The sequence below is a fragment of the uncultured Ligilactobacillus sp. genome (assembly GCF_948826705.1).
Classification (GTDB): Bacteria; Bacillota; Bacilli; order Lactobacillales; family Lactobacillaceae; genus Ligilactobacillus.
The window spans coordinates 1-19,470 of the sequence record NZ_CAQLEL010000150.1; the positions used below are offsets into that span (position 1 = coordinate 1).

Consider the following 19,470-nt stretch of genomic DNA (forward strand, 5'->3'; position numbering starts at 1 on the left):
CCAAAACATCCGTCAAGATCTTGGTCAAGGTATCAGCCCCGATCCAACCTAAAATGATCCCTGTCGTCGAGATCCCTACCTGAGTCGTTGAAAGATACTCATTCATGTTGGTGACCATCTTTAAGGCTAATTTTAACTTTCGTTGGTTACCTTCCTCGTTCTCTAGCGCACTTTCGATCGCACTTTTACGTACCGACACGATCGCAAACTCTGCCGCCACAAAGAAGGCGGCAAAATAAAAAACAATTAAAATGATGATCAGATTCGTTATCGCCTGACCACTAGACATATTAACTCCATCTCCATTCAAAAAATAGTTATCTTATTGATTCTGGCTATCACAATAACAGTCAAAGTCCAGTCTCGTTTCTACTATAGACAATCATATCATTTTTTTGAGCAAAAAGCACCTAAGCGAATAACCCCTAGGTGCTTTAGGACAATTATTTAGTTGCAGGGATCACGGCGCCGTCAAATTCTTTTTCGATCCATTTTTGAGTTGATTTGGATTGAAGTACTTTGACTAATTTCTTGATCGCTTTATTGTTCTTTTCACTCTTACGAACAGCAATGATATTTACATAAGGTGAATTCTTCTTTTCTAGTGCGATCGCCTTCTTAGTAGGATCGATCCCGGCTTGAACTGCATAGTTAGCATTGATGACTGTTGCATCAGCTTCATTTGATTCATAGAGTTTAGGCATCAATTTAGCTTCAAATGTGTGTTTGAATTTGATATTTTTCTTGTTAGTTTTGATATCTTCAAAGGTTGCGCTCGTCAAGTTCGTTCCTTTCTTCAAGGTGATCAGTCCAGCATCTTTAAAGATCTGTAATACACGACCATAATCAGCAACGTTACTTGAAACATAGACCGTTGCATTCTTTGGTAAGTCTTTTAGACTCTTATATTTCTTAGAATAGACCCCGATCGGTTCGAGGTGAACGCCACCAACATTGATCAAAGTCCCATTATTTTTTTTGTTCCAGTTATCTAAAAACGGTATGTGTTGGAAGTAGTTTGCATCCAATTCTTTATTAGCTAAAGCCTTGTTTGGCAAGATATAGTCATTAAAGACTTTAACTTTTAAATCAACGCCTTGCTTTTTCAATTCTGGTTTCACATGTTCTAAGATCTTAGCATGTGGTTCAGCTGAAGCCCCGACGGTCAAGGTCGTGTCTGCTTTAGCTGTATTAGCTACCCCTAAAAGCAAAGCTGTCGCTGCAACTGTAATACCTAATAAACGCTTGATACCTTTTTTCATAGTGATCTCCTCCATAAATGTTTATTTTTTATAATTATTAACTAACGCTTGTCGATCTTGCGAACTGAAAAGTCGCCTAGATATTGGAATACAAAGACGATGACCACGATCACTGCTGTGGCAACTAAAGTGATCGCATTATTGTAAGATTGGAACCCATCAGTATAGGCCAATTGTCCCAGACCACCAGCTCCGATCGCACCGGCCATGGCCGTATATCCGATCAATGAGATCGCCGTGACCGTGATCCCAGAAACTAAAGCTGGTAAACTTTCGGGGATCAGAACTTTATAAACGATCTGCCATTTTGTTGCTCCCATCGCATCAGCCGCTTCGATCACGCCCCCATCAACTTCATGGAAGGCTAGTTCAACTAGGCGGGCATAAAACGGAGCTGCTGAGATGACTAACGATGGGATCGCTGCTTTAGCACCCGTGATCGCACCAACAATTACTTGGGTAACTGGTAGTAACAAGACGATCAAGATGATAAAGGGGATAGAGCGGAAAACATTGACAAACAATGCCACGATCCAATTTAAAGCTCTTACTGCAAAGCTCTTACTATCTGATGTTTCATAAAGTAACAGACCTAATAATAATCCTAAAATTGCTACGATCGCCACCGAAACAACGGTCATCCAAACTGTTTCCCAAGTAGCAGCCCAAAGATCGGGCCAATTCACGTTCTTAAATTCAAAATATGATGCTAAACCTTGACTATCCATGTTCGATCACCTTCGCTTCCACTTTAAGTTTTTCTAATAAAGTCAACGCTTCTTTGATCTGTTCAACTGGTCCCACTAGTTGGACGAACAATGATCCGATCGTCCCCTTGTCCGCTAATTGATGGATCGAGCCTTCTAAGATACTGATCTCCAATTCAGGGAACCTTTTACTCAATTCATTGATCACGGGGCGTTCAACTTGTTGACCATGGAATTTAAGCTCAACTAGCTTGCCTTGTGGATTTTTTTCAAGTAAGTTGGCAGCAACTTGTTTGACATCAGTTGTTTGTTTTGGATCAACTTCAGCACTGACAAAGCGTTTGGTCAACTCTTCTTTTGGATGCGTGAAGACTTCTGATACTGGGCCTTCTTCGATCACTTGACCATTTTCCATCACTGCAACTTTATCAGCTAAGCGACGAATAACGTGCATTTCATGGGTAATGATCACGATCGTCAAATTAAGTTTTTCATTGATCTCATCTAACAGATCTAAAACTTCATCTGTTGTTTGGGGATCAAGCGCACTGGTCGCTTCATCTGAGATCAAGATATCTGGATCAGTCGCTAAAGCACGTGCGATCCCGACCCGTTGCTTTTGGCCTCCGGAAAGCTGAGATGGATAAGCGTTGATCCGTTCGCCTAAACCAACTAGTTTTGCTAAATGCTTAGCTTTCTTTTGGCGCTCTTCTTTAGCAACACCTACTAATTCAAGCGGAAATTCAATATTTTCTAAAACAGTCCGTGACCACAAGAGGTTAAAATGTTGAAAAATAATACCGATCTTCTTTCTTTGATCACGTAGTTCTTTGCCTTTTAAATTATCGATCCGCTTACCATTGATGATAACTTCACCACTAGTTGGTGTCTCCAAGCCATTTAGCATGCGGACTAAAGTACTCTTACCAGCGCCGGAAAAACCGACGATCCCATAAACTTCACCCGCGTTGATGGTCAGATCTACATTTTTGACCGCATCAACTTGCCCACTGGCGGTCGCAAAAGTCTTTGAAACTTGCTTGAATTCAATCATTTGATCACTACTTTCTCATCGTTAATTTTAAAATTAGGGTAAAAAAAAAGCTTCCACCCCTAAAAGGACGAAAACTCGCGGTACCACCTTAGTTTTCTACTTCTTCACAAAAGTAGACTCATCAACTACTAACTCTAAATCAGTAGTCTCAAATTATATCGCATTAAAACGGACCGCAAGCTTGCACCAACGATCAGACTCCGAGCTCATCTTCATCTCTTCTTTCGATCCCTCTTTTCAGCAACCGAGGGTCTCTGTCTATCTACTCCAACAGACTACTCTTCTCATCAATGTCTTTAAATATTTAGTTATCTTTGTTGCTTTGATATTATCTTTATTTCTTTAATTTGTCAATAAATTTTTTAATATTTTTTTGATAAACATTTATCTATCCGCCAGAACCACCGCTAACACTGAATTTCTTTCGCAAAAAAAATTATAAAAAATTAACCTAACTGATACTTTATTATTAAATCATTTTTATATCAAAAAGTTCCAAACTTCGATCGAAGCTTGGAACTTTGATTTATTTAGCTGTCACTTTTTCTTTTTGAGCTTTATTTTCTTGGATCTTTTTCAAACTTTCAGCGACAGCGACCAGCACTGCATCTTGGCCTTGCCCTCGTGCAAAATCACTTGCTGGGCAGATCTGCATGATATGTAGCCCTGAAGCATTCAGATCAGGTGATACGACTACCAAATAGATTTTTACTGGTACACTTGCTTCAAGTTCATCAAAGAAATTAGCGACCCGATTGATATTTTCAAATGGTAAATTGATGATCCCGGTCTCAAGTCGAATATGGATCGGTTCGTCACTACCTTCGATCGAGAGCTCTGCTTGTTCTAGTTGATCTTGCTTGATCGCATCCATCATTTTTTCCATGATCGGAGCTAAACTATCTGCAATTCCTAGATCTTCAACTTGTGCAAGTGTGGCTAAGATCATATCTCGATTAAATTTTTCTTCTGTGACTGCTGTGATAAAATCACTGACCTTGATTTCCATTATTTCACATCCCAATTAAATCTTAGTGAACATTCTACACAAAAAATCTACAAATTACAAAATTTTATATCACGACTTTAAAGATTCTTATCCATATCGAAAGTAAGCTTCGATAATTCTAAGCCACCAGTGACACAATCAGCGATCGCTTTCATCGTTAGCTCTCGCATCTGAGCTACGATCCGGTAATTTTCTTTTGTCAAATATGTCGTTGCTTCTTTTCCGTTCAGATCAGCTACTCCATTATCGATCTCACCGATCAAACGGTGTAAAACTTCACGTGTTTGGATCAAATAATCACGATTTTTTTGCACGAATTGGGCATAGTGTGCTTCGGTCAGCATCGATAAAGTTCGATACATCCAATAGGCACTAGTGATATCATAATCCAATGGTGTTTTACTCCAACTTGGATCAGTATCAGTCGCATTCGTATAAAATGGAACATATGGGGTAAATGTTGGAACCCCAAAGCAGATCCACATCAACGCTGCATTCTTAGCTGGAACATCATTTCTGATCTGTAAAACATGCGAATTTTGGGTCCGATTCAATGAGATCGGGCGAAATTTGAGCTTATCGGCTTGACTTCCGTGCCCCAAAGGATCGTATTTAGTTTCGTTATAATGTGAAGCCAAAACATATGTCAGATCCTCAACTTTCAATAATCGCTTAGAACGGCAGATAAATGGTAAGTCGCTTGATTGCGGATCTTGTTCGATCTCTGGGTTAAAATAACGTTGCCCATACCATACACGAGGCGTATTGTAATGCCGATCTTTTTCATTGTCAGTCCCAAAGATCTTTCTGAAGTTAAAAGTCGACTTATCGGGATTCAAGTGGTATTTTTCCACAAATTCTTGTAAGCCTTCTGACCACAGATAGTTTTGTGGATCATTAAAATCTATGTAATCTTGTGCAACTTGATTGGCAGCGATCGCATACGCATCATCGGGGATCTTAGTTGCAGCCCAATGATGCCCCGTTACGATCTCCATATACCAAACTTCATCTTTATCAGCAAACAAGACACCGTTACCTTCGGGCGAACCATATTTTTTGATCAATTCACCTAAATATAAGACACCTTCCCTGGCTGAAGTGATAAATGGTGCGACCATTGATTGTAAAGAATCCTCAGCTAAACCATCCACGACAAAGGGATCGTGGGCTAGAGCTAACGGATCGCCATAGACAGATTCGGTCGCTGACATTGCAACATTTTTTTCATTGATCGAACTTTCGCCAAAATAGCCTAAACCTTTAACGTCAACATTTGGCGTCATCGTCGTCCGATAGCCGTCAGCTGGCAGTGGAGCTTCAAACCCATTTTGCGTTGAGCGCCACATTTCATGACGCCCATGTACTGCTTGCTGCATGATAAAGCGCTGTGGTGTCAGTGGTAAAAACGTATCATCATTGCGCGCGATCATCGTCGATCCATCGATCGTGGCCTTTTTCCCTACTAAGATCGTCGTACATGCTTGTTCATTCATAAATTATCATATCCTTCCTGACACTTTAAAAGTCTACACCTTAATTTTTCCTAATGCTACTACAATTAATTTTAGAAACCTGTATAATAGACATTGACAATACTTACTAAAGAATAGGATAAACTTGACTATGAAACCACAAAGTTCTCGCTTTTATTTGAGTCTCGCTATTGCTGTGATCATCTGCGGTACCTTTTTGATCTACCGTGTAACTAAACAAACACCAGCTTCAACAACGACTCAAGCACAAACAACTGAAAAAACTCAGGCGACTAAAGCTACAGTTACCAAAAAAGCAACTAATTCTGAGAATAAGACCATGCAAACACCGATCGATTGGCAAAAGTCTTCTGAGACCAAACCTTATCCTGATCTAGATCAAGTCAGTGATTTTTGGATCAAAGTCGACCTCAAAAAGAATCGGACTTATCTAATGTCAGGCGATAAAGTGATCTACACGATGTATTCGTCTGGTGGAGCTTATCATCACGATGAAGAAACTGGTAAATACAAAAGCTATACCCCGACCGGAACTTTCTACATCGAACCTGAGCGAGGCGACTCATTTTACAATGCATCCCTAAATGAAGGGGCTAATAATTGGGTCTCTTTTAAAGACCATGGGATCTATCTATTCCATTCAGTCCCAACGGATGCGTCAGGCAATTACAATGTCGAGGAAGCTAAAAAGCTAGGTAAAAAAGCCGCTTCACATGGTTGTATCCGCCTGAGCGTCCCTGATTCAAAATGGATGTCAGAAAATTTAAAAACCGGCACTAAAGTCGTGATCAACGGCTAATAAAACAAAAAGGCTAGCATCGAAAAATTTCGATGCTAGCCTTTTTTAGTTGCCAGATCTCAAACTTATTGATCTTTCATATACTCCCATGCATCATGCTTTGGATCATTGTCTTCGATCACGACTTTTGTTTTAGCTGGAAGATTATCCATGATCCATTTAGCATCAGCTACACTCAAACGAATGCTACCATACGCTTTGATATTGTGCTTTTTGGTCACCTTTTGCCCTAATAATTTAGCTTGGCTTTCGATAACTTTTTTATCCTGATCAAACGGTACTGATTCAAAGCGATATGCCCCATGTCCTCTAAATGATGTCCAGTATTTAGCACCATAGTCCTTCGTCGCATCGTAAAATTCTTCACCGCGTTCCTTTTGGAGCTTAAAATCTCCAGTTGGTGTTTCCTGATAATTCTTAACATTTTCAAAATTTTTCCCGATCGAAGCATACATCGTGTATAAAGTATATGGTCCTTGGCGCACGTAAACTCGTTGTTTATTTGGTGAAACCAATAGCCAGATCTTTTGATCGAGCTTTTTAGACTTGACAGCCTGTCTTACATCAGGATATGGCAGAGTCTCTGAAGGCTGGTCCCAAGCGATCGGTGTCCGCATATGCTTTTTTTGTTCCCGTAAAAGTTCTTTTTTTCGTTTTTCTTCTTGCTTATCAAGTTTTGCTTGGCGCTCAACTTTTAGCGCATTTTTTTCTTCGGCACGGTGAATGTATACCGCACTATATCCCGCAAGTCCAACTAAAATAATTGCAACTGCCCAATGGATCCAACTTGCTTTTTTCATAATTTAAAGTGATCCTTTCTTAACTAATTGACCTTAATTCAATATAAGGATAAGCCTGTAAAATGTCAACTTTATCAGCGCTTTAATTGGATATTTTCTACATCAAATATCTTATCGATCCAGCCAGCATAAAATGAAGCTTCGTGGGTGACCAGCAAAACATTTCCTGGGAAATTCATCAAAGCTTGCTTTAACGCCTGCTTGGTCTCATCATCAAGATGGTTTGTCGGTTCGTCTAAGATCAAGAAATTACTTGGCTTTAATTCTAATAAACACAGTTTGACCTTAGTCTGTTCGCCCCCACTCAATAAATTCATCGGTTTGAGTGTATTAGCCGCATTGATCCCTGCACGAGCTAAGCGTTGTCGGATCGTTTTTGGCTCAAGCTTAGGATAGGCATCTTGTAGGACTTGAAGTGGAGTTTGTTTTGGATCTTGCCATGTTAATTCCTGGGTAAAATAATTGATCACAGCAGCATCAACAAATTGAGCTGTTCCCCCAAAAGTTTTGATCTTACCTAAGATCGACTTGATCAACGTTGATTTTCCGACCCCATTAAATCCTTTAAGCACAACTTTTTCCCCGTGACTCATCGAAAATGTCACTGGTTCGAGCAATGGTTTGTTATAGCCCACTGATAACTTTTTGACACGCAAAGTCGCACTTGAAAGCAGTTCTAGATATGGGAAGTTGAAATGAGCTTGGAGATTATCACTTGGTGGCGTCAAGCGCTCTAATTTATCTAGCCGTTTTTGCCGTGATTTAGCCATTGCAGCTCGTGTTCCTGCTTTATTTTTGCGAATATACGCTTCATCTTTTTCGATCTGTCGCCGTTGTTTTTCATAGGCCTTGAGCTGAACTTCTTTTTTGACTTCTTTTTGTTTGATCGCAGCTTGGAAACTACCTGTATATTTCGTGATCTTACCAAAGGCAACGTCAATGATCGTATTGGTGATCGCTTCTAAAAAGTCATAATCGTGGGAGATGACCATAAAGCAACCAGAAAATTCATTTAGATAACTGATCAACCATTCGATATGTTCCGTATCTAAATAATTTGTTGGTTCGTCTAACAGCAAGACATCGGGTTCTTCCAATAATAATTTAGCTAAAATTATCTTAGAACGTTGTCCACCAGAACAACTGCTGACTTGACGCTCTTTTCCCAAGACATCGATCCCTAGTCCGGTCATGACTTGATCGATCTTGACATCTAAACCATAAAAATCAGCTGCTTCTAACTGTTCTTGATATTTACCCGCTTTAGTCAACAAAGCATCATCTAAAGTTGTTGCATAATCAGCATAGCACTTAGCTTGTTTAGCTTCGATCTCGTATAATTCCTTAAAAGCACTCTGCAAAAAGTTACCAATAGTCAGATCATGCGCTGATTCAGCATACTGATCGAGATAACCGATCTTTTTACCACGTTGCCATTTGATCTGCCCTTCATCAGGTAGAGTCTGGCCCGTGATCAAACGGATCAAGGTCGATTTTCCTGCACCGTTTTGGCCGATAACTCCCATATGGTCTTCTTTGTTCAAAACAAATGAGGCTTGATCATAAAGCTTTTTATCCGCATAACTCATCGAGAGATCTGTTACTTCTAAAATACTCATTTCAATTCATTCTTTCTACTCAAATCTTTCGCTAATTATACCATAGAACCGCTATTTTTAAAGAACTACTGTAATTTGCCCTTGATATTTAGGAAGTTTTTCGCTAAAATATAAAGTTGCATGAGTAATGAAGGGAGGGACTACCATGTCACAAAATACACACGTAGGCGTTGGTAACGACCGCCGCCCAGTTAACAACAAAAACGTTAAGAAGCGTCGTGCAGAACATCAAGCTGTATTGAGTTTCTTAAAGGAACGCGAAGAAGCTGAAAAAGCTGCTAAATAATTGAGCACCACATGACATACTAGTGGAGCTCTGACCGGGATATCTTACCTGCAGGGTCACTCGCGAGATCTTGCTGATAACCCGGGAAAAGTTCAATTAATTGAATACAAATAGCTCCACATGGGCCCCTGTCAGGTGTGCACATGTGGATTTATTTTGCCCTAATTTCTAATATTTTACATAAAATTTACAATGAATTTACCAGCGGATAATTTCTTTTTAATAAGTAAGTGTGATACGATAAGCCTGTAAACTAATAAATCATATCGAAGGAGGAATTTCGTGATTGAAAACGAAATATTATCAACTTACTGGAGAACAGGCACTTACTGAATTAAAAAGTTCAGCTAATGGTTTGACTGATGCTGAGGTCAAAGCACGTCAAGAAAAATACGGTCCTAACGTCTTAGAATCAAAGAAGCATACAACTTTACTCCAAAAGTTCATCGCTCAATTCAAAGACTTGATGATCGTGATCTTGATGGTCGCTGCCCTAGTTGCCATGCTTGCAGGTGAAGTATCCGATGCTTTGATCATCTTTTTAGTGGTGATCTTAAATGCGGTCTTTGGGGTCTTTCAAGAAGCCAAGGCTGAAAATGCGATCGATGCTTTACAAGAAATGACGACCCCTTATTCACGTGTCAAACGCAATGGTGTGGTCATGCAAGTCAAAAGTGATGAGATCGTCTTGGGGGATATCGTCTTGCTCGAAGCTGGCGACATCGTTCCAGCCGACATGCGGATCCTCGAATCTTCTTCTCTCAAGATCGAAGAAGCTGCTTTGACGGGCGAATCTGTTCCCGTCGATAAAGATAGTAGCGTCTTGGATGAAAAAGAACCTCCTTTAGGCGAACAAAGCAACCTATGCTTTATGAACACTAGCGTCACATATGGTACAGCCGAAGCAGTCGTCTTTGCGACGGGAATGCAGACTCAAGTTGGGCATATCGCTACCATGTTAGATGAAGTTGACAATTCCGTAACTCCTCTGCAAAAAAATATCACCCATTTGAGCAAGGTCTTGACTGTTTTGATCTTGATCATCGCTGTTGTGATCTTTGTCTTTGGGGTCGTGACGGGACGTGAATCCGTCTTAGATATGTTATTAACAGCGATCTCACTTGCTGTAGCTGCGATCCCTGAAGGCCTACCTGCGATCGTAACGATCACTCTTGCCTTAGGTACCCAGACGATGGCCAAACGCAATGCACTGGTCCGTAAATTACCAGCGGTCGAAACTTTAGGGACAACTGAGATCATCGCCTCCGATAAGACTGGGACTTTGACCCAAAATAAGATGACAGTTGAACAACTCTACACTGACCATAACTTGGTATCAGCTGATACTTTCAAAGTCTCACCTAAAAAACGGCTAGCCCAGATCATGATCTTAGCTAACGATAGTCAAGAAACACCTGATGGTCTAGTAGGTGATCCGACCGAAACGGCCTTGATCCAATACTATTTAGATCGTCAAATGGACGTTAAGCAAGTTCAAAATGATTTTTTACGGATCAACTCGATCCCCTTTGATTCTGAACGTAAAATGATGTCAGCGATCGTTTCTCATGCTGACCAATGTTATTTGATGACCAAAGGGGCCGTTGATGAGATCTTACAACGGACGAACAGGATCGAAGATAACGGTGAAATAAGACCGATCACTAAAGCCGATAAAGATAAGATCTTAAACACTAATCATGAATTAGCACTCGAAGCTTTACGTGTTTTAGGCTTTGCATATAAACCCTTGACTGAAAAAGAAAGCGATCGCCAAGCAACATCTGATAATTTGGAAAATGACTTGATCTTCGTTGGAATGATCGGGATGATCGATCCTCAAAGACCCGAAGTCAAAGATGCAGTCGCTGAAGCTAAATCGGCTGGTATCCGTCCACTTATGATCACAGGTGACCACAAAGATACGGCTAGAGCGATCGCGATCCGCCTAGGTATCATCCGACCAGACGATGAAAGCGGCGTGATCACTGGGCGCGATCTAGATGCAATGTCTGATGAAGAATTGAAGCAAAATGTTACTAAATACTCGGTCTATGCTCGAGTTGCACCTGAACATAAGGTGCGGATCGTCAAGGCTTGGCAAGCACATGGCAAGATCGTAGCGATGACTGGTGACGGGGTCAACGATGCCCCAGCCCTAAAGACCGCTGATATCGGGGTCGGTATGGGGATCACCGGAACTGAAGTATCTAAAAATGCTTCTGATATCGTCCTAGCCGATGATAACTTTGCCACGATCATTTTAGCTGTTCGTGAAGGTAGAAAGGTCTTTTCTAACATCCAAAAAGCGATCCAATACCTTTTGTCTGCTAATTTGGGTGAAGTATTGACACTCTTTATGATGACTATGCTCAACTGGTCGATCTTTGCTCCGGTACAGATCTTGTGGATCAACTTAGTCACAGATACTTTCCCTGCGATCGCTTTAGGTGTTGAAAAAGGCGAAAAAGATATCATGAAAAAGAAACCACGTGGTAGTCGCTCGAACTTCCTCTCTAATGGGGTCGGTTCAAGCATCATTTACCAAGGTATCTTAGAAGGAGTCCTAACGCTTTTGGTCTATTGGATCGCGATCAACTATCCATTCCATGAATCATCAGCTCAGATCCATGCTGATGCGTTGACAATGGCTTATGCAACTCTAGGTGTGATCCAATTGTTCCATGCTTTCAACTCCAAATCGATCCACGGAACGATCTTTTCTAAGGAGACATTCAACAACAAATACTTCAACATTGCTATCCTAGCCTCGGCTGTGTTATTAGCGATGACGATCTTCGTACCAGCCTTTAACAGCACATTCCATGTTACAACGCTTGCGTTAGAACAATGGGGGATCGTTTTAGGCGCTGGTGCTTTAATGATCATCATCGTCGAAGTTGTGAAATTCTTCCAAAGAAAATTCATCTACAAAGACTGATCAGTGCGTAGAAAAACGCTAGGGCACGACAATGATCCGTATGTAGAAATAATATAAATAAGGGACCTACTATGATGCATATTTTACATCATAGTAGGTCCCTTATTTATATTTCGCTGACCGTTTTAGTTCATTTTCTTATCACGGTAATTCAACAGCTTGATCAAGTTCAACTAAATAAAGATATTTATGGGTCACAGGTTTATTTAAGATCTGTTCCAAAGCCGTTTGATATAAATTCAGCTGCCCTTGATAGCGCTGTTTGACCTTTTCGACCCCATCTTTGCCATAAATATGATCGGTCTTGTAATCAAAGAGAACGACCTCATCATTTTCAGTGATAAAATAACCATCCATGATCCCGTGGACTAAGATCGGATCGGTCAATGTGTCATCCAAGTCATTAAAGACTTTACCTGCTGGCAAGACCATTGAGAAAGCTACTTCACGCTTGGCTCGCATATGGTTTTTTAAGAGATCTTTGCCTAACGGTGTCGCATAAAAGGCTACGAGCTTAGTAACATCGATCTGTTTAGCTACTTCAGGTGTGATCAAGCCATCAGCGCTCAAACATTGCAATAGATCATCTACCGTCGTGATCGTTGGTGGCTGAGTCAGATCCATTTCTTGGAACAGCAAGTGAATACCCGTCCCGATGGCAGCTGGTGTCACCCGAACTTCTTCTGTCATAAAGCGCGGTTTTCTAAAATCACCGACTTCACGATTAGCCGTTGTCTCTGGCGTGATCTTTGCCATTTTCTCAAGGTCAGGATCATCAAACAAACGCTTGATATCCGAAACAGCTTGATAAGCAGCAGTTCTAGTTGCAGATTTGTGTTGATACTCACCTGCTAGGATCTGATCGATCTTAGTTATCATCTCAGAGGTAAGTTTGGTTTGAGCTGTTGTTTGCTCATCAAACCACTTAGTTAGATCTACTTGCGATAACCGTTGTTCATCAGCAATATCGTTGTAATCAGCAAAATTCAATTCAAATTCTGCTGGTATCTCGTCTAAAACTGCGTGTGGTTGCCCTAAAAGATCAAATGCTTGGGCAATGTTTTTATGACGTGCAACTGCTGGCAAGATCCAATCCATAAAATTTTTAGCATTTGCGCGAACATCATCTGGCAATAACACTTCCGAAGTTTGAGCCTTTTTTACCAATTTTTCTACCTGTTCACGTGAATCGTATCCTGCTACGATAAAGAGTTTTTCTTTAGCACGTGTCAATGCAACATATAACAAGCGCATCTTTTCAGCAGCACTCTTATTTCTAGCGGTTTGTTTAGCAAGATTTTTGACCAAAGTCTCATGTTCGATTCGGCGCTCTTGATCTAAGTAATTCATCGCTAGACCTGCTTTTTCACTTAAAATATACTTTTTATCTAATGAACGCATATTGAATTTTTTAGCCGCATCGATCAAAAAGACGATCGGAAACTCTAGCCCCTTACTGCCGTGGATCGTCATGATATTGACCGTATCATCGCTTGTTTTTAAGACAGCCTCTGAGAGATCATCTTGCTTTTCTTGCATCTTTTTGATAAAACCAATGAACTGAAATAGCCCCTTAAAACTGCTTTGTTCATACATCGCAGCTCTTTCATAAAGTGCGTGCAGATTAGCTTGCCGCTGAGGTCCCCCAGGCATGCCCCCGACATAATCTAAAAAGCCAGTCTGCTCATAGATCGCCAAGATCAAGGTAGCTAATTCATTTTGATGTGCGAGATCTCTAAAACCTTGCAACTGCTTCATAAAACGTGCGATCTTAGCATAGAGTGCTTGGACAAATGGCTCTTTTCCCTGATCGCCTGGATCTTGATAGAATTTTTCTAAAGCGTGGAAATAATCACCACTCTTATCATTGATCCGCAAATAAGCTAACTCATTTTCCTTTAGCCCTACGATCGGCGAACGCAAAACTGCAGCAAGTTCGATATCTTGATAAGGATTGTCGATCAAAGCTAAAAGTGCCAACATGATCCGCAATTCTGTCGTTTGAAAATAATTTTGCGACTTTTGCACATAAAATGGGATCTCTAGGCGCTTCAACTCTTCAGATAATAATAAATGATTGGTTCGCGTCTCTGATAAGATAGCAATATCGCCGTATGTGATCGGACGCATCTGGCCTAATTCACGGTCATAGATAGCAAACTTTCCATCATGCAATTCTTTGATCTTCTTTGCCACTAAAGCGATCTGACCTTCTTGATTGGAATTGATCTCAAAATCAGGTCCCATCGCTTCTGGATCTTGATCCCACCGCATTTTTATTGGCTTTTTAGCTGGATCATTCAAAGGATCTTCTTCTGAAGTATATAACAAGATCTCGGTCGGTAGCGACATTTCAGGATAATCTTTAGCCCCATAAACTAACTGCGCATTTTTGTCATAATCCATTTCTCCGATCTTTTGATCCATGAGTTGAGAAAAGATAAAGTTCGTCGTTGCAGTGATATTTTCAGCTGAGCGGAAATTCTCAGCTAAGATTATCCGCTCATTTGGATCATTTAAGCGACCAAATTTGTGATATTTACCTAAAAATAGCGTCGGATCGGCCAAACGAAACGCATAGATCGACTGCTTGACATCCCCAACCATAAACATATTATCCTGTGCCAAAGTAGTCAAGATCGCTTCTTGAAGCTGATTAGTATCTTGATACTCATCGACCATGATCTCTTGGTAGCGTGCTTGCAAGAGTTCTTTGACACTTGTATCTTCTTGTTGGCGTAAGATCTTTAAAGTCAGATGTTCTAAATCACTAAATTCCAAGACATGGCGTCGCTTTTTCTCCGCTTGATAGCGACGCATGAAGCGCAAGACCACTTCAGCAGCCTTCTTAGCCAATATCTCAGCTTGTTTAAATAGCTCAACGACCTCGCTTTCTTGAGCATTAAAATAATTGATCAAAAGTTCGTTCAACTGTTTTTTCGTCTCATCGCGCAGAGCTTGAGCTTGATTTTTTAGCACTTTTTGCTCATCATCCAAGCGTGCTGCAGGAGCACGCTTGAATTTTACTGTCTCTAAAGTCACTTTTAGATCGTTATAGGAGAGCTTTGTCAGATCAAGCTTAGCTAGTTTACTCAGTTCTTGTTCTTCTGTGCGATAAAGAGCTTTTAATTTAGCTAACTTATCTTCTGGATCAGCGATATCCTCTAAGAGTAGCGTTGCTTGTCCTAGATAGTCAGCGAATTTTTGCAATTGCTCAGTGACATACGGAACGAATTCATTGCGATAAAATCCACTTTGTTCTAAATTTCCAGCTTCCAAATGATAATTTTTAGCCAAATTTTCAAGCCAAGCTTTAGGGTCAGGATTGACATTTGCAAAATCAAATAACTCCATTACAAGTTCAGTCAGACCATCATCACTGCGGTCATTAGAAAAGTTCAATGTCAATCGTTCAAACAAAGGATCTAACTTACCATAAAGTTCTTCACGAAGATCTTCCCAAACACTTTCGCGCAGTAAAGCCCGCTCAGTTTCATCAGTCAGCAAGCGAAAATCAGGATCGATCTGGGCTAAATAATAATATTTTTGGACCATGCGCAAACAAAATGCATCGATCGTACTGATATCAGCAACATTGAGCTTTGTCAGTTGTTGTAAATAAAACCGCTTCGTCTCAGGTTCAGATTCAGCATTGATCGCTTGTCGCAAAGCACCTTGGATCCGTTCTTTCATTTCCCGTGCTGCAGCTTCAGTAAAGGTCAAGATCAACATCTCATCTACCGCTGTTTTCTCTTTGATCTTTCTGATGACCCGTTCGACTAGCACTCTAGTCTTTCCTGAGCCGGCTGAAGCAGCAACCAAAATATTTTTACCTTCATCATTGATCGCCTGGAGCTGACCAGGTGTAAATTTGATCTCAGCCATTATTTTTCCTCCTTAGCTTGTAAAAGTTTTAAAATATCGGCTGGCTTTTTTGTTGGAAGCCGATAATAATTATTTTCGGGCAACATCGGATCAAACTGCATGACCGCTTCATACGGTGTGTATTGTAACGCCGAACCATCTTTGAACAAGGCTGGCAACAAATCGAGCCGTCCACTAAAGATCATATCCGTTGCTTGTTTGATCAATTCCTCATTGTGTAACAACAACGCTTCCAACTGATCAGCAGTCACTAATTGTGCACCTGATGCTTTATAACTCCCATTCTTGTTTCGTCTAAACGGATAGATCAATGAATTCCCTGAACTCTCGAGCAAACTTTCATCCAGACCCTCTAAAACATCAGCTTGATCTATTAATAGCCCATTATATTTGTTCTTTTTGAGTACTTCATCTGTATAGACGGCTTGATAGATCTCTTTTTGTTTGAATGTTGGATTGTAAAGATGCATATACATCGCTCCAGCTGTAGCGATCTGTTCTTTAGTAGCACCCTTAACTAAAGTCGTCTTATTCTTGAGTAAAGCATCCAAATACGTCAATAATTGTAGCGCTAGGCCAAAATAGGCTTTTACATGATCAAACTTCTTTGCACTTGACTTGTAATCGACTAAACTTAGATAATGCTTATCACCTAGAACCAATTCATCGATCCGATCGATCTTACCGCGTACTGTCACTAAACGATCATTTGGCGTTGTAAATTGCAACCCAGCTAGACCAGATAATTCACCCACGTGTCCAAATAAAGCTTCGGTTTGGATCGTCTTTAACTTGCTAAATTGTCGCTGTTTGTGGATCGCTCCCCCAACTTGTTTAGCCGCTGCATTTAATTGTCGCGCCAAAAAACGCATTCGGTTAGAACTATCCAAGATCTTAAATTGAGGCAAACGTTTAGTCAACTCGACACTTTCTCTAAAGTAAGCATCAAATTCGGGGCCCTTTAATAATTTGAGATCTTGGCCATTTTTTAAGAGCAATTTGAAAAATGTATCGAGCAGCGTATGGAAGTATTCTCCCGTATTGGCCGCATTCATTTCAAATATCTCACGTTCTTTTAATCCCAAACCATATTTTAGGAAATATTCATACGGATTAGCATAAAAGTCTTCTAGCCGTGAGATCGACGTCTTTAATTCTTTACCATACAAACCTTTAACACTTTCAGGAGTCAGTTGTTCAGGAATGTTTTTATAGTCCAAACTCTGATTTAGCTGTTCAAATAACAGTTTAGTCGCAGGATCTTGTTGAAATCTTTGGAATAGATGATCCCAAACTTCAGGCAATTTCCGCTGTTCGGTGAGCGCTTGGCGTTCGACCTTGATAAGTTCGCTCATAGTGGTCCGTTTAGTACCGATATAACTTAGAGCATCACTTGCCCCATCATTTTTATGGGCATAGTTTACTGGAAGCTCTAAAGCTTGTTTGATCCGCTCAATATATGGTGAACATTTAAGATCGAGCTGATCATTATCACTACGCGGATAACTCAAAAAGAGTTTTTGAGTTGGCGTCAAGAAAGCAAGGTAATTCAAAAAAGGCTCATTGGCTAAAACATGTTCAGTATCATCGGGAAGGTAATTCGTTTCGCTTAGTGTTGGTCGTAACATTTCCTTATCATGATCGGAAAATAAGCCTTCACTGACAGCAATATCTGGCATCACTAAGTCTGTAGCCCCTAAAAGCATGACGACCTTTTTGTCATTTGGTTGGACCATCCCACTTTCAGAGATGACAACTTGATCTAAAGTCGTTGGGACTTGACTATAGGTCGCTCCTTCAAAACCTGCTTGGAGTAGATCTAAGAAATCTTGGGGCTCAAATGGTTGCTCACCTAAGATCTCCACATACTCATCTAAAAGATCACAAAAAGTTCCCCAAACCTGTTCTTCACGCGTTGAAGCATCGACAGCTCCTGATGTTAAAGCTTGCTTACGCCAAATATCTAGCTGCTCGACTACACCTGCATCGACTAAAAATTCATACAACAAGCTAGCAGCCGCTTTTCCAGTATTAGCTTTAGCAAGCTTTGCATAAAATGGTGGTAGGAGTTCTTTTACATGATTTTTGATCAAATTGATCTTAGCTGTGATCTCATCTTCATTTTTAGTTCGCGCTCCAAAATCACTAGTTCCAAACCGATAATAGACCCAATCTTCACCTAACCATCCCTTTTTACGATAACCAAATTTAAGGACTTGATTTTCGGCTAGGTCAAGGGCTTGTCGATACTTAGCTAATGGCATGGATCTACCTTCATGTTTTGGTAGCAACAACTCTGTCTTTAACAAGCGCATCATATCTTCATAGCGGTAGTTACGCTGTTCGACCAAAAAGAGTGCTTGGATCAATTCGACTAAGGGATGATCGGACATCTTTTTTTGTAGGTCGGTAAAAAATGGGATCTCAAATTGCTCAAATGTCGGTTGCAAAATATTTTTATACGGATCTAAATGGCGCGTCAATAATATAAAATCTTGATAACGATACCCCTCAAGCAAGACCATCTGCCGGATCTTTGTTGCTAAATATTTAACTTCTTCTAAACGATCATCGGCTTCGATGAGTTGTAGATCTCCTTGCACTTTAGAGGTCAAAGTAAATGGTTTTAGATCATTTGAAGCGATCCAATAATTTTCCAGCGTAACTAAGTCAGCACTGACACGGTCTTGTTTAGCAAAGTTATCGACCCTGACTTTAACATGTTCATGACGTGCTAGTTGATACAAACGATAATACACTTGACCTGAGCGATAAAAAAGCTCATTTGCTTCTGGAGCATGATGGACATACGGGCGATCTAAGACTAAAGAAACAATCACTTGTTTTGCATTTTGCAATAAACTAGTGATGATCTGATATTCGCCGGCGTTGAACTGTGAAAAACCATCCAAGATAAAATAACTGTGACTAAGATCACTTTGAGCCAACTTTTTAGCTAAGGCTTCTAACATATTAGCTGTGCCGAGATATTTTCCCTGGATATGTTGCTCAAATTCTCGATAAACGATACTTAGATCGTGCAACTTAGCTACTAGATCGGTATCTTTGCTCTGTTCTAACAATTCATAACTATGCCACAGATCTGCACTTGTGATCAAAGCTAAGCTCAATTCGATCAATTGACCAGCTAATTGTGACACAAAGCCTGTCTGGGTCTGTTCACTCTTAAAGATCGTCAATTCATCATTTTTAGTTCGCAAGATCTTATGGACCAACATATTAGCCCCAGCAGCCGATAGCCGAGGTAACTGGTAGCTAGGATCATTTTTCATAAAATACCAAGCTAACCGTGAAAAAGAAAGGATCTGGATATCCGTAGCAGCTAAGAGATCCTGCCCACTACTTTGCCGTAACTGATCTAAAACAAAAACTTCAGTCGCAAATTTTATATGATTGGGAACGATGTAATATATTTTGGCCTGAGGGTCTGTTTGACTGATATTTTTTATCTGCTCTAACAATATCGCTTGGTGATCTTTAGCCGCTGTGCCTAGCACAAAATTCAAACTCATAACTTTTTTCCTTCCTAAATGTAATTTACACCAATTATATCAAAGCAAAACAAAAAAGGCTCTGTTTAAAACAGAACCC

Annotated in this window: 13 protein-coding genes and 1 other annotated feature; of the genes, 3 read left to right on the top strand and 10 right to left on the bottom strand. The window is 40.4% G+C overall.

Annotated features, from left to right (window positions below; genetic code table 11):
• The 6 genes from Q9Q35_RS11260 to Q9Q35_RS11285 all read right to left on the bottom strand — a co-directional run.
• Positions 1–289, bottom strand: a 289-nt coding sequence (locus Q9Q35_RS11260; RefSeq protein WP_304653448.1) for a CNNM domain-containing protein, incomplete at its 3' end; no start/stop codon positions are given.
• A gap of 154 nt (positions 290–443) precedes the next feature.
• Positions 444–1,262, bottom strand: a complete 819-nt coding sequence (locus Q9Q35_RS11265) for a MetQ/NlpA family ABC transporter substrate-binding protein (protein WP_304653449.1) — start codon at positions 1,260–1,262, stop codon at positions 444–446.
• A gap of 41 nt (positions 1,263–1,303) precedes the next feature.
• Entirely contained in the window at positions 1,304–1,990 is a 687-nt protein-coding gene (locus tag Q9Q35_RS11270) for a methionine ABC transporter permease (protein ID WP_304653450.1), read from the bottom strand.
• Positions 1,983–3,023, bottom strand: a complete 1,041-nt coding sequence (locus tag Q9Q35_RS11275) for a methionine ABC transporter ATP-binding protein (protein ID WP_304653451.1) — start codon at positions 3,021–3,023, stop codon at positions 1,983–1,985. The genes Q9Q35_RS11270 and Q9Q35_RS11275 overlap by 8 nt, the downstream gene beginning before the upstream one ends.
• Before the next feature lie 60 nt (positions 3,024–3,083).
• Positions 3,084–3,323, bottom strand: a binding site (T-box leader).
• Between the two features lie 226 nt (positions 3,324–3,549).
• Positions 3,550–4,032 carry a hypothetical protein gene (locus Q9Q35_RS11280; RefSeq protein WP_304653452.1) on the bottom strand — a complete coding sequence of 161 codons (483 nt, stop codon included), beginning with the start codon at positions 4,030–4,032 and terminating at the stop codon, positions 3,550–3,552.
• Between the two features lie 77 nt (positions 4,033–4,109).
• Positions 4,110–5,528, bottom strand: a complete 1,419-nt coding sequence (locus Q9Q35_RS11285; protein ID WP_304653453.1) for a C69 family dipeptidase — start codon at positions 5,526–5,528, stop codon at positions 4,110–4,112.
• Positions 5,529–5,658: 130 nt separating this feature from the next.
• On the opposite strand from Q9Q35_RS11285, the gene Q9Q35_RS11290 reads away from it, so the two are divergent.
• Positions 5,659–6,327 (top strand): L,D-transpeptidase, encoded by a 669-nt coding sequence (locus Q9Q35_RS11290; protein ID WP_304653454.1) that lies wholly within the window; start codon positions 5,659–5,661, stop codon positions 6,325–6,327.
• Positions 6,328–6,392: 65 nt separating this feature from the next.
• Here Q9Q35_RS11290 and Q9Q35_RS11295 read toward each other — a convergent pair whose 3' ends face one another.
• Both Q9Q35_RS11295 and abc-f read right to left on the bottom strand, forming a co-directional pair.
• The gene (locus tag Q9Q35_RS11295; RefSeq protein WP_304653455.1) at positions 6,393–7,127 is read right to left on the bottom strand and encodes a L,D-transpeptidase; all 735 of its coding nucleotides are present in this window, start codon (positions 7,125–7,127) and stop codon (positions 6,393–6,395) included.
• A gap of 74 nt (positions 7,128–7,201) precedes the next feature.
• Positions 7,202–8,746, bottom strand: coding sequence for a ribosomal protection-like ABC-F family protein (gene abc-f / locus Q9Q35_RS11300; protein WP_304653456.1), 1,545 nt, complete (start codon positions 8,744–8,746; stop codon positions 7,202–7,204).
• Positions 8,747–8,891: 145 nt separating this feature from the next.
• Between abc-f and Q9Q35_RS11305 the strand changes: the two genes are divergently transcribed.
• Both Q9Q35_RS11305 and Q9Q35_RS11310 read left to right on the top strand, forming a co-directional pair.
• A complete protein-coding gene (locus Q9Q35_RS11305) occupies positions 8,892–9,032 on the top strand; it encodes a hypothetical protein (RefSeq protein WP_004051430.1) in 141 nt (46 codons plus the stop codon).
• Positions 9,033–9,318: 286 nt separating this feature from the next.
• Entirely contained in the window at positions 9,319–11,973 is a 2,655-nt protein-coding gene (locus Q9Q35_RS11310; RefSeq protein ID WP_304653457.1) for a cation-translocating P-type ATPase, read from the top strand.
• Positions 11,974–12,114: 141 nt separating this feature from the next.
• Here the strand turns inward: Q9Q35_RS11310 and addA are convergent, their stop codons facing one another.
• Together addA and Q9Q35_RS11320 are read right to left on the bottom strand one after the other, a co-directional pair.
• Entirely contained in the window at positions 12,115–15,858 is a 3,744-nt protein-coding gene (gene addA, locus Q9Q35_RS11315; protein ID WP_304653458.1) for a helicase-exonuclease AddAB subunit AddA, read from the bottom strand.
• Positions 15,858–19,391, bottom strand: coding sequence for a PD-(D/E)XK nuclease family protein (locus tag Q9Q35_RS11320; RefSeq protein WP_304653459.1), 3,534 nt, complete (start codon positions 19,389–19,391; stop codon positions 15,858–15,860). The genes addA and Q9Q35_RS11320 overlap by 1 nt, the downstream gene beginning before the upstream one ends.
• Positions 19,392–19,470: the final 79 nt, after the last annotated feature.

What these genes read in the sequence shown, in the direction of transcription:
- Q9Q35_RS11265 (WP_304653449.1), bottom strand. Translation starts at nt 1,262, where the DNA reads ATGAAAAAAGGTATCAAGCGTTTATTAGGTATTACAGTTGCAGCGACA.
- Q9Q35_RS11270 (WP_304653450.1), bottom strand. Translation starts at nt 1,990, where the DNA reads ATGGATAGTCAAGGTTTAGCATCATATTTTGAATTTAAGAACGTGAAT.
- Q9Q35_RS11275 (WP_304653451.1), bottom strand. Translation starts at nt 3,023, where the DNA reads ATGATTGAATTCAAGCAAGTTTCAAAGACTTTTGCGACCGCCAGTGGG.
- Q9Q35_RS11280 (WP_304653452.1), bottom strand. Translation starts at nt 4,032, where the DNA reads ATGGAAATCAAGGTCAGTGATTTTATCACAGCAGTCACAGAAGAAAAA.
- Q9Q35_RS11285 (WP_304653453.1), bottom strand. Translation starts at nt 5,528, where the DNA reads ATGAATGAACAAGCATGTACGACGATCTTAGTAGGGAAAAAGGCCACG.
- Q9Q35_RS11290 (WP_304653454.1), top strand. Translation starts at nt 5,659, where the DNA reads ATGAAACCACAAAGTTCTCGCTTTTATTTGAGTCTCGCTATTGCTGTG.
- Q9Q35_RS11295 (WP_304653455.1), bottom strand. Translation starts at nt 7,127, where the DNA reads ATGAAAAAAGCAAGTTGGATCCATTGGGCAGTTGCAATTATTTTAGTT.
- abc-f (WP_304653456.1), bottom strand. Translation starts at nt 8,746, where the DNA reads ATGAGTATTTTAGAAGTAACAGATCTCTCGATGAGTTATGCGGATAAA.
- Q9Q35_RS11305 (WP_004051430.1), top strand. Translation starts at nt 8,892, where the DNA reads ATGTCACAAAATACACACGTAGGCGTTGGTAACGACCGCCGCCCAGTT.
- addA (WP_304653458.1), bottom strand. Translation starts at nt 15,858, where the DNA reads ATGGCTGAGATCAAATTTACACCTGGTCAGCTCCAGGCGATCAATGAT.
- Q9Q35_RS11320 (WP_304653459.1), bottom strand. Translation starts at nt 19,391, where the DNA reads ATGAGTTTGAATTTTGTGCTAGGCACAGCGGCTAAAGATCACCAAGCG.